At 58.3% G+C, this 12,010-nt stretch carries 14 protein-coding genes; 4 read left to right on the forward strand and 10 right to left on the reverse strand.

The genetic code is table 11. From position 1 onward, the window contains the following. Positions 1–55: 55 nt before the first annotated feature. From slmA to coaBC, 3 genes are all read right to left on the reverse strand, one after another. Positions 56–652, reverse strand: coding sequence for a nucleoid occlusion factor SlmA (gene slmA / locus AS136_RS08360; RefSeq protein WP_008806831.1), 597 nt, complete (start codon positions 650–652; stop codon positions 56–58). Between the two features lie 124 nt (positions 653–776). Next, a complete protein-coding gene (gene dut, locus AS136_RS08365) occupies positions 777–1,235 on the reverse strand; it encodes a dUTP diphosphatase (RefSeq protein ID WP_012540306.1) in 459 nt (152 codons plus the stop codon). Next, positions 1,213–2,427: a bifunctional phosphopantothenoylcysteine decarboxylase/phosphopantothenate--cysteine ligase CoaBC gene (coaBC, locus tag AS136_RS08370; protein WP_032691473.1), complete on the reverse strand. Its 1,215-nt coding sequence runs from the start codon at positions 2,425–2,427 to the stop codon at positions 1,213–1,215. The genes dut and coaBC overlap by 23 nt, the downstream gene beginning before the upstream one ends. Before the next feature lie 172 nt (positions 2,428–2,599). On the opposite strand from coaBC, the gene radC reads away from it, so the two are divergent. The 4 genes from radC (at position 2,600) to mutM (ending at position 4,851) form a co-directional block, all read left to right on the forward strand. Beyond that, positions 2,600–3,265 carry a RadC family protein gene (gene radC / locus AS136_RS08375; RefSeq protein WP_012540307.1) on the forward strand — a complete coding sequence of 222 codons (666 nt, stop codon included), beginning with the start codon at positions 2,600–2,602 and terminating at the stop codon, positions 3,263–3,265. Positions 3,266–3,481: 216 nt separating this feature from the next. After that, entirely contained in the window at positions 3,482–3,718 is a 237-nt protein-coding gene (gene rpmB, locus AS136_RS08380; protein ID WP_002436699.1) for a 50S ribosomal protein L28, read from the forward strand. 20 nt (positions 3,719–3,738) lie between these two features. Next, positions 3,739–3,906 (forward strand): 50S ribosomal protein L33, encoded by a 168-nt coding sequence (gene rpmG / locus AS136_RS08385; RefSeq protein WP_002922510.1) that lies wholly within the window; start codon positions 3,739–3,741, stop codon positions 3,904–3,906. A gap of 135 nt (positions 3,907–4,041) precedes the next feature. Further along, positions 4,042–4,851 (forward strand): bifunctional DNA-formamidopyrimidine glycosylase/DNA-(apurinic or apyrimidinic site) lyase, encoded by an 810-nt coding sequence (mutM, locus tag AS136_RS08390; protein ID WP_016161958.1) that lies wholly within the window; start codon positions 4,042–4,044, stop codon positions 4,849–4,851. Positions 4,852–4,982: 131 nt separating this feature from the next. On the opposite strand, the gene coaD is transcribed toward mutM, so the two are convergent. The 7 genes from coaD to rfaQ all read right to left on the reverse strand — a co-directional run bounded on the left by coaD (position 4,983) and on the right by rfaQ (position 11,917). After that, the gene (coaD, locus tag AS136_RS08395; protein ID WP_008806836.1) at positions 4,983–5,462 is read right to left on the reverse strand and encodes a pantetheine-phosphate adenylyltransferase; all 480 of its coding nucleotides are present in this window, start codon (positions 5,460–5,462) and stop codon (positions 4,983–4,985) included. Between the two features lie 2 nt (positions 5,463–5,464). Next, positions 5,465–6,235, reverse strand: coding sequence for a glycosyltransferase family 2 protein (locus AS136_RS08400; RefSeq protein WP_008806837.1), 771 nt, complete (start codon positions 6,233–6,235; stop codon positions 5,465–5,467). Next, a complete protein-coding gene (gene waaA, locus AS136_RS08405; RefSeq protein WP_008806838.1) occupies positions 6,235–7,509 on the reverse strand; it encodes a lipid IV(A) 3-deoxy-D-manno-octulosonic acid transferase in 1,275 nt (424 codons plus the stop codon). Before waaA ends, AS136_RS08400 begins: the two co-directional genes overlap by 1 nt. A gap of 91 nt (positions 7,510–7,600) precedes the next feature. Then, positions 7,601–8,590 carry a glycosyltransferase gene (locus tag AS136_RS08410; protein WP_016161957.1) on the reverse strand — a complete coding sequence of 330 codons (990 nt, stop codon included), beginning with the start codon at positions 8,588–8,590 and terminating at the stop codon, positions 7,601–7,603. Between the two features lie 29 nt (positions 8,591–8,619). Then, positions 8,620–9,714 carry a glycosyltransferase gene (locus tag AS136_RS08415; protein ID WP_008806840.1) on the reverse strand — a complete coding sequence of 365 codons (1,095 nt, stop codon included), beginning with the start codon at positions 9,712–9,714 and terminating at the stop codon, positions 8,620–8,622. 2 nt (positions 9,715–9,716) lie between these two features. Then, the gene (locus AS136_RS08420; RefSeq protein WP_016161956.1) at positions 9,717–10,844 is read right to left on the reverse strand and encodes a glycosyltransferase family 4 protein; all 1,128 of its coding nucleotides are present in this window, start codon (positions 10,842–10,844) and stop codon (positions 9,717–9,719) included. Then, complete coding sequence (gene rfaQ, locus AS136_RS08425) at positions 10,841–11,917, reverse strand: putative lipopolysaccharide heptosyltransferase III (protein ID WP_016161955.1); 1,077 nt, start codon at positions 11,915–11,917, stop codon at positions 10,841–10,843. The genes AS136_RS08420 and rfaQ overlap by 4 nt, the downstream gene beginning before the upstream one ends. Positions 11,918–12,010: the final 93 nt, after the last annotated feature.

The raw sequence follows: 12,010 nt of genomic DNA on the forward strand, positions 1-12,010 counted from the left end.
AAACTTACGCAGATTGCGAGGAGAATCATGCAGCCTGGCGGCTGCATGTGAGGATTTACTGCAGCTGTGCGGCGACCAGCGGCCAGCGGGCCTCGAAATCATCCGTCGGACGATATTTGAACTCGCTGCGCACAAAGCGCGACAGCATACCCTCGCAGAAGGCCAGCAGCTGGCTGGCCAGCAGGGTTTCGTCGAGGGTGTAGCCTTCGCCTTCACGCATTTTTTTCTCGCGCATCACCTGACGCAGCTGCACTTCGATGCGCTCAAAAAGCTGGTTGATGCGGCCCTGTAGCCGGTCCTGTTCGAACATCAGCGCGTGCCCGGTGAGGATACGCGTCAGCCCAGGATTACGCTCGCCAAACCCAAGAATCAACAGAACGATCAGGCGCAGGCGCGCGGTGGTGTCCTTTTCATCTTTCAAAATCAAATTGATGCGCGTAATCAGACTGTCTTCAATGAACTCGATCAGGCTGTCAAACATGCGGGTTTTGCTGGGAAAATGGCGATACAGCGCGGCTTCGGAGACGCCGACGGAAGCCGCCAGTTTCGCGGTGGTAATACGTTGACTACCATCGCTGGATTCCAGCATGAGCGCTAGAGATTGAAGTATTTCTTCGCGACGATTCCGTTTCGCAGTTTGTTTTTCTGCCATGTTTTAAAATACCCCTGAAAATAAGCACTTGTCAGGCAGACATCCACAACGCGACCGCAAACCGGAGTTTGCGGTGATGTTATTGCGTTATGCGCGTTGGGATGCAGGTTCCGTGTTGCTGGGCTTATTTACGCCCTGAGTGACCGAAGCCGCCTTCGCCGCGGTCGGTGGCGTCAAACTCTTCCACCAGGTTAAATTCCGCCTGCACGACCGGCACAAAGACCATCTGCGCGATACGTTCGCCCGGCTCGATAATAAAGCTCTGCTGACCGCGGTTCCAGACGGACACCATCAGTTGCCCCTGGTAATCGGAGTCGATGAGGCCCACCAGATTGCCCAGTACTACGCCATGCTTATGGCCCAGGCCGGAGCGTGGCAGAATTACCGCCGCCAGAGAGGGATCGGCGATATGAATCGCAAGGCCCGTCGGCAACAGCGTGGTTGCACCCGGCGCCAGCTCTACGGCGTCGTCGAGACAGGCTCGCAGGTCAAGTCCGGCGGAGCCGGAGGTGGCATAGGTCGGCAGCGGAAATTGCTGGCCGACACGCGGGTCCAGAATCTTAACGTCGATTTTTTTCATCATAACGGGTCACGATCTCGTCGAGTAATAATTGGCCCAGGAGTTCCTTGCGCTCAAGTGGTAAGCGCTTTTCCCCATCCTGCCAGAAAAGGTGTAATGCGTTGTTATCGCTATTAAAGCCCTGATCAGGCTGAGAAACATCGTTAGCGCAAATCAGGTCGAGGTTTTTGCGGGCACGTTTTTGCCGCGCATATTCTTCCACATTATTCGTTTCGGCGGCAAACCCAACGACGTAAGGGCGATGGGCTTTTAGCGCCGCAACCCCGGCCACGATATCCGGGTTTTTAATCATTTTTATTGTTAATTCATCACCTTGTTTTTTAATTTTATCTTCGGCGATGACGGCGGCGCGGTAATCCGCCACCGCGGCGCAGCCAATAAAAATATGCTGCTGCTGAGCGCCGGCCTGGACGGCGGCTTCCATTTCCAGTGCGGTAGTGACATCAATGCGCTGCACAAACGGCGGTGTCGGTAGTGATACCGGGCCGCTGACCAGGGTCACGTTCGCGCCCCGCTGCGCGGCGGCGGCGGCAATCGCGAAGCCCATTTTGCCTGAGCTGTGGTTGCTGATGTAACGCACCGGATCCAACGGCTCACGGGTCGGGCCCGCGGTAATCATGAGGTTGAGATGTTGCAAATCTTTGACAGGGGAGGCGAAATGCTGCGCGGCCATCTCCACGATGGTTAACGGATCGAGCATTCTCCCCGGGCCGACGTCGCCGCAGGCCTGGCTGCCGCTGTCCGGTCCCCACAGCAGCAGGCCGCGGGAAGCCAGCGTCTGCAGATTCTGCTGGGTGGCCTGCGCGCGATACATCTGCTGGTTCATGGCGGGCACCACGGCAACCGGGGAAGGGGTGGCAAGACAGATCGTCGACACCAGGTCGTTGGCCATGCCGGCCGCCACGCGGGCGATTAAATCAGCGGTTGCCGGGGCGAGGATCACCAGATCGGCCCATTTCCCGAGCTCAATATGGCCCATGGCCGCTTCCGCCGCCGGATCGAGCAGGCTGTCGGAAACCGGATAGCCGGATACCGCCTGCAGGCTGAGTGGGGTGATGAACGCTTTTGCCGCCTCCGTCATCGCGACACGCACCTCCGCGCCGCGTTCGCGCAGTCGGCGCACCAGTTCCGGGGTTTTATACGCCGCGATACCGCCGCTGACGCCCAGGACGATTTTTTTACCCGCCAGAGTCATCATGATGTCTTCCTGTTGCCGTAGACCAGAATCCGCGCATCTTATCACAATCCTGTCGTCGTCGTGCCTCTGGTGGGCATTCACTTTGCGAGCGGCTACGCAGGGTGAAAAGCAGCGGGTCGGCAGCGCCGTCAGGCTGTGCCAGGATAGGCAAATTCACCCAGGAGGGCGCATGGACGAAACGGAAAATCTGATGCCACGAGAGAAGATGTTGCAGTACGGCATCGAAGCGCTAACGGATGTTGAGCTGCTGGCGCTGTTTCTGCGCGTCGGCACGCGTCGTCAGGATGTGCTCAGCTATGCGCAGGCGTTACTGCAGCGTTTTGGCTCGCTCTACGCTCTGCTTTCCGCGGATAAAGCGCAGTTGATTGCCGTGGATGGACTGGGGCTGGCGAAATATGCGCAACTGAAGGGTATTGCCGAGCTGGCGCGACGCTATTTTAGCTCACAGCTGGTCGAGGAGGCTGCGCTGGTCAGCCCCTCGACGACGCGGGAATTTTTACAAAGCCAGCTCACGGAAGAGGAGCGCGAGATCTTTATGGTGATCTTTTTAGATAATCAGAATCGGGTGTTGAAACATAGTCGCCTTTTTTCTGGTACTCTTAGCCACGTTGAGGTGCATCCGCGAGAAATTGTACGCGAAGCCATCAAAGTGAACGCTGCCGCCGTGATCCTTGCGCATAATCATCCCTCCGGTAGTCCGGAGCCGAGCCAGGCAGACAGGCTGATTACCGAAAGGGTGGTAAAATGTTGTCGATTCATGGAGATACGCGTGCTTGACCATCTGGTTATCGGCCGCGGTGCGTATGTATCTTTTGCCGAGCGTGGCTGGATTTAGCCCCGAACTGGCGATCCTTCGGGATCTTTGTCTGTTCGGGACTTGAGCACATCGCCGAGTCAGCGTATACTACGCCACCTTTGAGAATCTCGGGTTTGGCATTTGGGCCTGGCAGTCGAGAGTTCACATTGAACTGCGATGACCAGGCTGTAAAGCCTGACGAGGCGCCAATACCCCATACGAAGCTCGAGCTAATTTGATTTTTGGAGAATAGACATGTCCCGAGTCTGCCAAGTTACTGGCAAGCGTCCGGTGACCGGTAACAACCGTTCCCACGCACTGAACGCGACTAAACGCCGTTTCCTGCCGAACCTGCACTCTCACCGTTTCTGGGTTGAGAGCGAGAAGCGTTTTGTCACCCTGCGCGTATCTGCTAAAGGTATGCGTGTAATCGATAAGAAAGGCATCGATACAGTTCTGTCTGAACTGCGTGCCCGTGGCGAAAAGTACTAAGTACTTAGAGGAAATAAATCATGGCTAAAGGTATTCGTGAGAAAATCAAGCTGGTTTCTTCCGCTGGTACTGGTCACTTCTATACCACCACGAAGAACAAGCGTACCAAACCGGAAAAAATGGAACTGAAAAAGTACGATCCGGTTGTACGTCAGCACGTTATCTACAAAGAAGCTAAAATCAAATAATTTTAGCCTCCTTGTATAAAAACCCCGCTTCGGCGGGGTTTTTTGTTTTTAAAACTCCCCCATATTGCTTTCACATACTCCCTTTTCAGTCACCTGTCCGTGAAGCACAATACGTCGGGTAAATGGAGGAAAATCATGCCTGAATTACCAGAGGTTGAAACCAGCCGCCGCGGCATCGAGCCGCACCTGGTTGGCGCAACTATTCTGCACGCCATTGTGCGCAATGGACGGCTGCGCTGGCCGGTTTCCGAAGAGATTTATCGCCTGAGCGACGTTCCGGTACTCAGCGTGCGGCGTCGTGCCAAATACCTGCTTCTGGAACTGCCGGACGGCTGGATCATCGTTCATCTCGGGATGTCGGGAAGCCTGCGTATCCTGAGCGAAGAGCTACCGGCCGAAAAACACGATCACGTTGACCTGGTCATGAGTAATGGCAAGGTGCTGCGCTATACCGATCCGCGCCGCTTTGGCGCCTGGCTGTGGACCAAAACGCTGGAAGACCATCCGGTACTGGCCCACCTTGGCCCGGAGCCGCTCAGCGATGAATTTAACGCCGACTATCTTCAGCAGAAATGCGCGAAGAAAAAAACTGCGATCAAACCCTGGCTGATGGATAACAAGCTGGTGGTAGGGGTCGGCAATATCTACGCCAGCGAGTCGCTGTTCTCGGCCGGGATCCATCCCGACAGGTTGGCTTCTTCACTGTCGCGGGAAGAGTGTGAGCAGCTGGTGAAAGTGATTAAGCTGGTCCTGCTGCGTTCGATAGAGCAGGGCGGCACCACGCTGAAGGATTTCCTGCAAAGCGATGGCAAGCCGGGCTATTTTGCCCAGGAGCTGCAGGTCTATGGCCGCAAGGGCGAACCGTGCCGGCTCTGCGGCACGCCGGTTGTCGGGACCAAACATGCCCAGCGGGCGACCTTTTATTGCCGTCAGTGCCAGAAGTAGTTCTCAGGAACAGGAAGGTTTGTAGGCCAGGTCAGCGTAGCGCCACCTGGCACAAAGACCGGGACAGAGCCGGTGTGGATGGGCGGCGCAGTGCAGCGCCAGCCTGCGTGGCTCATGCCCCAGCTGATGCGTTACTTCAGCTTATTCAACAGCGCCTGGTGGACGTTAGCTGGCAGGAAATGAGAAACGTCGCCCTGGTGACGCGCCACTTCCTTCACCAGTGAGGAAGAGATAAACGACCACTCTTTGCACGGCATCAGGAACACGCTCTCCAGCGTTGGCATCAGGTGGCGGTTCATGTGGGCCAGCTGCATCTCATACTCGAAATCCGCCACCGCCCGCAGGCCGCGAATTAAAATATTGGCCTGCTGCGCGCGGGCGAAACTGGCCATCAGGTCGCTAAAGCCGATAACCTCCACGTTAACCAGATGCGCTGTTGCCTGAGTGGCCAGCGCGATACGCTCGTCGAGGGTAAACATCGGCTTTTTGCTCGGGCTCGCGGCGATAGCCAGCACCACTTTATCGAACATGCTCGCCGCGCGGGTGACAATGTCGATATGACCGTTGGTGATGGGATCAAAGGTACCCGGATAGATCGCTTTTGTGCTCATGATTACCCTTTCTCCGAGTAGCCGTGGCTCAGCGCCCACAGCTCGGTATATTTCGTAAACGTATACTGCGCGTTGACCATCGCCAGTAACCAGCCCTGCTTACCGTCCAGCACCCCACCGCGCAGCAGCAGCGTTTTCAGGAACGCGCCCAGGGTATGGCTGAAAATGCCCGCCATCGAGGTCTTCTTGCCCTTGCGGTGGCGCTCAAGCGCCCACGCGGCAGCATACGCCAGCTGTTTTTGCTGGAAGCCAGCGAAGTCGCGGCAGGTCAGATGCAGGAGATCGCCGGTTAGCGGAATGACCTCTGCGCCCAGGCTATCCAGCGATTCATGGACCAGATTATCGTTATAGCGGTAACGGGCGCGTTCGTACAGGCGCAGCACGCGATCGGGATACCAACCGCTGTGGCGCATAAAGCGTCCGAGAAAGTAGTTGCGACGAGCAATACTGTAGATGGCGCCGCGCTGCGGCGCTGCCAGCACCTTAAGAATAGCCTGCCTGAGTTCTGGCGTGACGCGCTCATCGGTATCGATCATCAACACCCAGTCGCCGGTGGCATAGTCCTGCGCGCGCTGGCGCTGAATGCCATAGCCTCGCCAGTCGGTATGGGTATAGACCTGGGCGCCGAGGCGGCGGGCCAGCTCGACGGTGTTGTCGGTACTGCCAGAGTCGAGGACGATGATTTCATCTGCCCAGCTAACGGAGTCCAGACAATCCGGCAGCAGGTCCGCTGCATCTTTGGCGATCATCACCACGGAAAGCCGGTTCGACATTAATGACTCCGTTGCGGCATGTAAGGTTGCAGTAACTTGAGCAGACGCGACAGCGCGCCCTGGTTCTGGTGCAGCACTTCCACCGCGTGACGGCCATACCACAGGCGGTAGTCTTCATCGGTCAGGAGCGTGGACACTTCCCTGACCAGCGAGTCGGCGTCGGTGACCGTGATCAGGCCATCATCCTGCTGCAGCTTGGCGCAGATATCTTTGAAGTTGAAGGTATGCGGCCCCATCAGCACCGGAATGGCATGCGCCGCCGGCTCGAGCGGGTTATGGCCGCCGCGCTCCACCAGGCTGCCGCCAACGAAGGCGAGGTCGGCAATGCCGTAGAGCAGCATCAGTTCACCCATGGTATCGCCAATCACCACCTGGGTACTGGAGGAGGGGATCTCGCCGGTGCTGCGCAGAGTAAAGCTCATTCCGGCCTTTTGCACCATCTCACGCGCGTCGGGGAAGCGCTCCGGATGCCGAGGAACGAGGATCAGCAGCAGGTTCGGGAAGGTCTCCAGCAGTTTTTTATGCGCCTGCAGGATGATTTGTTCTTCGCCGTCGTGAGTGCTGGTGGCAATCCAGACCTTGCGGTGTGGCGCCCATTGGCGGCGCAACGTAATCGCGCGGGCCGCCAGCTCCGGGGTGACGGAGATATCGAATTTCAGACTTCCGGTGACCGCCAGCTGGTTGCGCTTCAGTCCGAGAGCAAGGAAGCGGTTGCCATCCTCTTCATTCTGCGCGGCGATAAGCGTAATACGGCTTAACAGGCGGCGCATAAAACCGCCCAGTTTGGCATAGCCTTTGGCGGAACGTTCAGAAAGGCGGGCGTTGGCGATCACCAGCGGGATCTTACGCTTATGCAGCGCGGCCACCATATTCGGCCATAGCTCGGTTTCCATCACGATAACCAGCTTCGGCTGAACGGTATTCAGGAAGCGGTTCATGGCGCCGGGCAGATCGTAGGGCAGATAGACGTGATGGACATCTTTGCCGAACGCCGACATGGCGCGCTCGGAGCCGGTCGGCGTCATGGTGGTGACGGTGATCGGCATCGAAGGGTAGCGGTGGCGCAGAGCGCGAACCAGCGGAATGGCGGCCAGGGTTTCTCCGACGGAAACGGAGTGCAGCAGAATGCCATCCGGCTCTACCTTGTTCTGACAGAAGCCATAGCGTTCCGCCCAGCGTTTACGATAGGCAGGAGCCTTACGACTGCGCAGCAGCAGCCGCAGCCACACCAGCGGCTGAATAAGGTAAAGTAGGGTGGTATAAAGCAATTCCAAACTATTTATCCGTTCTCTGTTTTGGCGGGCAAATTCTAAGCATTTAGCCCGCGTAAAGCTATCTCTTTGGCGGAAACAGCGGGTTTTTGGTCTATACCGCGTGGCGATAACGCTTAATACGCAGATAACGGCGTCCCAGTCGCCAGCGTAAACGGAAAGTACAGGCGTTTTTCCAGATTAACCGCCAGATACCGCGGTCGAAGAATTCTTTAATAATAACATGCTTTTTCGACTCATCTTTCATGCTGTCGAAGGTGTGGATGATCCCCAGGCCTTCTTTGGCGATCTGCCAGCGACAGGCGGTGATATGGCGCACTTTATCCGGGTAGCGCTGGTTGATCGCCTCCAGCATCTCCAGAATCTTCATATAGTGGCGCGCCGAACGCATCAGCGTGTCGTCGTTGTCCGGCTTATGCGACACCGACTCAGAGTGGATGTAGTAATCATAGAACTGCTGGCTGGTGTACTGCACGCGCTCCGCGGCCAGCAGCGCCTCTGTCGTCCACGGGATATCCTGATGGCGCAGGCCGGGCTCGAAATGGAAGTGATGCTGGCGGATAAAGTCGTGGCGATAGATGTTGAGCCAGGTGACGTGTAGAAACTTCCGCGAGTCCAGGGCCTGCTTGAGCCAGACATGACCCGGCAGCACGCCGGTCGAGGGCAGGCGATCCAGCGGGAAGATCGGGTGGCTCTCGCGGCGCTTTTCATACACGTAGGTGCCGTTGCAGGTCGCGATATCGAGATGTTCTTTCTCGGCCATCTCCAGCAGCGTGCGATACATGTCCGGATAGAGTTTGTCGTCGATATCCGGAAACGCCAGATATTTGCCGCTGGCGGCGGCGAGGCCGGTATTGCGCGCGACCGAGACGCCCTGGTTTTCTTGCTCCAGTACCTGGACGTTCTGCAGCCGATCCCGCCATTCGGCGATCACCGCCAGGCTGTTGTCTGTCGAACCATCGTTCACCAGGATCAGTTCATAGCTTTCCAGCTGCTGCTGTTCAAGGCACTCAAAGAACTGCGCAAGAAATTTCTCACCGTTGTAGACGGCAGCCACGATGCTCAATAAAGGCGTTTGACTCATAAATCTTCGATCCTGGTTAACTAACGGCGTCAGGTGCGCTGCAGCTGACGGTACTGCTGACAAATGGACACGACGCTGAATTTTTCCAGCGCGGCGTCGTCGATAGTCGGCGGGTTATGGTAAATGCTTTGCATCGTCTGAGCCAGCGCCGGACTGGTCAGATCCGCCAGACCGCGGGCAAGTTCGCCGGTGAGGATCTCGGTGACGCCGCCGGGGCAGCGGGTGCTGGCAACCGGCGTATGCAACAGCAGCGCTTCCACCACCACATTGCCGAATCCTTCGCTATCGGAGCTTAAAACCAGCATCCGTGCGCCTTTGATCCACGGTAAGGGGTTTTTCTGAAAACCCTTGAACCACACCCGATCGTCAACCTGCAGCGTTTTGGCCAGCTGGCGCAGGCGCTGCTCTTGCTCCGGTTTTCCCTGGCCTAACAGCACCAGCGGCGCGTCAATGCCGCTTTGCGCATAGGCTTCAAGCAGGCGGTCGTGGCGTTTGCCTGGATGGAAGCGGCCGACGTGAATCAGATAGTCACCGGCCGGTCGCTCGCTCTCGGCTTCCGCCTCGGCGCGCAGAGTGGCGATATCGAAGGGGTTGTAGATGGTTTTCAGCTGTGCCGGACGCAGGGCGAAGGCTTCCACCAGATCGCGTCCCACGGCGTCGGAAACCGCCACCACGTTGCGACCCTGGTAAATTCGCTTAATTTTCTGCTGCTTCATCCAGCGGTCAAAGCCGGTGCGGTGCCCGAGATAGGAGGCAGAGAATACGCCGTGCAGGCAGAACCAGACGTTACGCTCGCGCAGCGCCCGGCTGCGGGCGACGATGCGGTCGGTTTTGTGCAGGTTGGAAAGCACGAGGTCAAATTGCCCCTGCTGTTCGGCCCGGATGACCGCGGCGTCCAGCTGGCGGGCGCGGCGGGACAGCTCGGTCAGCTTGCGCCACGGTTTACGGCAGCGATCGGCCACCACCTGATAGTCGAGACCCTCGGGCAACGGATACTCGCAGACATCGCGCAGCGAAATGAGCGACACCCGATCGCCGTCGCGCAGGAACTGTGCTGCCAGGGTCAGGACCACTTTTTCCGCGCCGCCGCCGGGTAAACCGTCAATCACAAATAAGATGCGCATCGTTATTTCACCAGATCCTGATAAAGAGAAAGCAGCTGGGTTGAGAGTCGCTCGCTGGTGCAGGCCATGATGCGCTCGCGGGCGCGACCACCTTGCGCGGAGCCCAGCGCGCGGGCAGGCAGGGCCATCACCGCCTGCTGCAGCGCCGGGATATCCAGGGCGTCGCAGACGTAACCGTTGTGGCCGTCGACGATAAACTCCGCCCCGCCGCAGCCGGTGGTGGTGATCACCGGCAGACCGCAGGCCATTGCCTCGAGAATGACGTTGGGGAACGGATCGTAGAGGGTGGGCAGCAGCAGACCATCGGCCATCTGATAGAAGGGCAGCGTCTCCGACTGCATGCCGAAGAAGCGCACCCGCGCTTCGCAGCCGAGACTCTTCGCCAGCGCCTGATAGCGCGGCTGATCCTTATCTTTGCCAACCACCAGCAGATAGCGATTGGTGGGGGCGATGGCGCGGATTGCCGCCGCCAGTCCCTTGCGCTCAAAGCCGGAGCCGACGTAGATCAGGCAGGTCGCCTGCAGCGGTAGCTGCCATTTGGCGCGTAAGGCGGCAAAGGTCTCTTCGTCCGGCGGCAGGAAGCGCTGGTTATCAATGGCGTTGTAAATAACGTGGATCTTCTCCGCCGGCAGGCCAAAGTCTTCGATGATCTCGCGCTTGATCATCTCGGCGTTGCAGATCACCCCGCGCAGGTGTGAGTCTTCATACATCTCGCGCTCCGCCTGCATGACGTAGCGGTGGTAACGGTCGGCGAACAGCAGGCGGCTTTTCCAGGCCGGTAAAATGCGCGAGCGCTGCTGCAGCCAGCGGCGATGAACGCCATCGCCAGCGCGGTAGAGATCGCAGCCGGGAATACGTTCATGGCTCTGCACCAGGTCAAAAGACTCACGCTGCCAGAGCGCACGCGCGGCGTTGGCAAAGCCGCGCTCGCGGCTGATGCGCCCCCATTTACGTGGGTTACAGATATGGATCTGCCAGTCCGGTTTCACCGGCCCCTGCCATTCGCGGGTGATGACGTTCAGCTGCAGATGACTGCTGTCGAGGGCTTCCAGCGCGCGGGAGACAAACCGTTCTGCGCCGCCGTCCGGGCGGTACTTCTGCCGCACCAGAGCCAGCCTGAATTTACTCATGCCAGTACCTTTTTCGCCGCTGCGATCACGGCGTCGGTAGGAATTAAATCGAGATAACGTTCTTCGGTGTTGGTGTTGATGGCGTCCGGATCGGGCAGTGGACCGAAGTCGCCGGCCCAGATCACCTCGCCTTTCGCCTGCCACGGACGCCAGAAGGTCAGCTTCGAGGGGCCGAACAGGGCGACCAGCGGAGTGCCGAGCGCCGCAGCCATATGCATCGGCACCGAGTCGACGCCGATAAACAGGCGGGCGTGATCGATCACCGCCGCCAGCTGGCGCAGCGTTAACTGGCCGGCTAAAGAGTGCAGACGCGCCTGCGGGCAGCCGGCGATGATGGTGTCCACCATCTTCTTCTCTCGATCGTCGGGGCCGGAGGTGAGCACCACCGCGTACCCCTCGGCGGACAGCGCGTTGATCAGGGCGCTCATACGATCTTCGCGCCAGCATTTAAAAAACCAGCGCGACGTTGGCTGGATGACGATGTAGTTTTCCCGGAACTCCTCCGGCAGCAGGGCGCGGCTGGTGGCCCAGTCTGCTTCGCTGTAGCCCATCCGCGCCGGCGCGTCGTTCAACGGGAGACCGAGCGGAGCGAGAATAGAGAGATTCTGCTGTACCGTATGCAGCTGGTTGTGCTGTTGGGTGGAGGCCAGCGCGGTGTGGCAATAGCGCCAGACCGGGTGGCGGCGCTTCGGAAAATCAAAACCAATCCGCGTCGCGGCGCCGGTCAGTTTGCTGATAATCGCGCTCGGCCACTGGTCAGCAAGGTTAAGCACCATATCGTATCGCTGCTGACGCAGCGTCTGAATGAGCTGCCATTGCATCTTCAACTGATGCCTTTTTCCCTGCTTTTTCCAGCGGCGATCGAGACCATAAATATGATGGATATCGGGGTTGGCGGCGAGCATATCCCGGGTCTCTTCATACAGCAGCACATCCACGCTGGCGGCGGGATACTGCTGTTTCAGCGCGTGAATAAGCGGCGTGATCAGCAGCATGTCGCCATGATGGCGCAGCTTAATGACCAGGATCCGCGCCGGGTTCAACGGGCCGCGGGAGAGGGTTTCAGGCGTCATACTCTGTTCTTCATCCAGGATAAGGGTTCCGATTCTAGGGGATCAGACAGATTGAGAGAAGCGTTGTATTGCTCTACCATGACCCGATACGTA

The organism is Klebsiella sp. D5A (assembly GCF_001620885.1).
GTDB classification, from domain to species: Bacteria; Pseudomonadota; Gammaproteobacteria; order Enterobacterales; family Enterobacteriaceae; genus Klebsiella; species Klebsiella variicola.

What these genes read in the sequence shown, in the direction of transcription:
- slmA (WP_008806831.1), bottom strand. Translation starts at nt 652, where the DNA reads ATGGCAGAAAAACAAACTGCGAAACGGAATCGTCGCGAAGAAATACTT.
- dut (WP_012540306.1), bottom strand. Translation starts at nt 1,235, where the DNA reads ATGATGAAAAAAATCGACGTTAAGATTCTGGACCCGCGTGTCGGCCAG.
- coaBC (WP_032691473.1), bottom strand. Translation starts at nt 2,427, where the DNA reads ATGACTCTGGCGGGTAAAAAAATCGTCCTGGGCGTCAGCGGCGGTATC.
- radC (WP_012540307.1), top strand. Translation starts at nt 2,600, where the DNA reads ATGGACGAAACGGAAAATCTGATGCCACGAGAGAAGATGTTGCAGTAC.
- rpmB (WP_002436699.1), top strand. Translation starts at nt 3,482, where the DNA reads ATGTCCCGAGTCTGCCAAGTTACTGGCAAGCGTCCGGTGACCGGTAAC.
- rpmG (WP_002922510.1), top strand. Translation starts at nt 3,739, where the DNA reads ATGGCTAAAGGTATTCGTGAGAAAATCAAGCTGGTTTCTTCCGCTGGT.
- mutM (WP_016161958.1), top strand. Translation starts at nt 4,042, where the DNA reads ATGCCTGAATTACCAGAGGTTGAAACCAGCCGCCGCGGCATCGAGCCG.
- coaD (WP_008806836.1), bottom strand. Translation starts at nt 5,462, where the DNA reads ATGAGCACAAAAGCGATCTATCCGGGTACCTTTGATCCCATCACCAAC.
- AS136_RS08400 (WP_008806837.1), bottom strand. Translation starts at nt 6,235, where the DNA reads ATGTCGAACCGGCTTTCCGTGGTGATGATCGCCAAAGATGCAGCGGAC.
- AS136_RS08410 (WP_016161957.1), bottom strand. Translation starts at nt 8,590, where the DNA reads ATGAGTCAAACGCCTTTATTGAGCATCGTGGCTGCCGTCTACAACGGT.
- AS136_RS08415 (WP_008806840.1), bottom strand. Translation starts at nt 9,714, where the DNA reads ATGCGCATCTTATTTGTGATTGACGGTTTACCCGGCGGCGGCGCGGAA.
- AS136_RS08420 (WP_016161956.1), bottom strand. Translation starts at nt 10,844, where the DNA reads ATGAGTAAATTCAGGCTGGCTCTGGTGCGGCAGAAGTACCGCCCGGAC.
- rfaQ (WP_016161955.1), bottom strand. Translation starts at nt 11,917, where the DNA reads ATGACGCCTGAAACCCTCTCCCGCGGCCCGTTGAACCCGGCGCGGATC.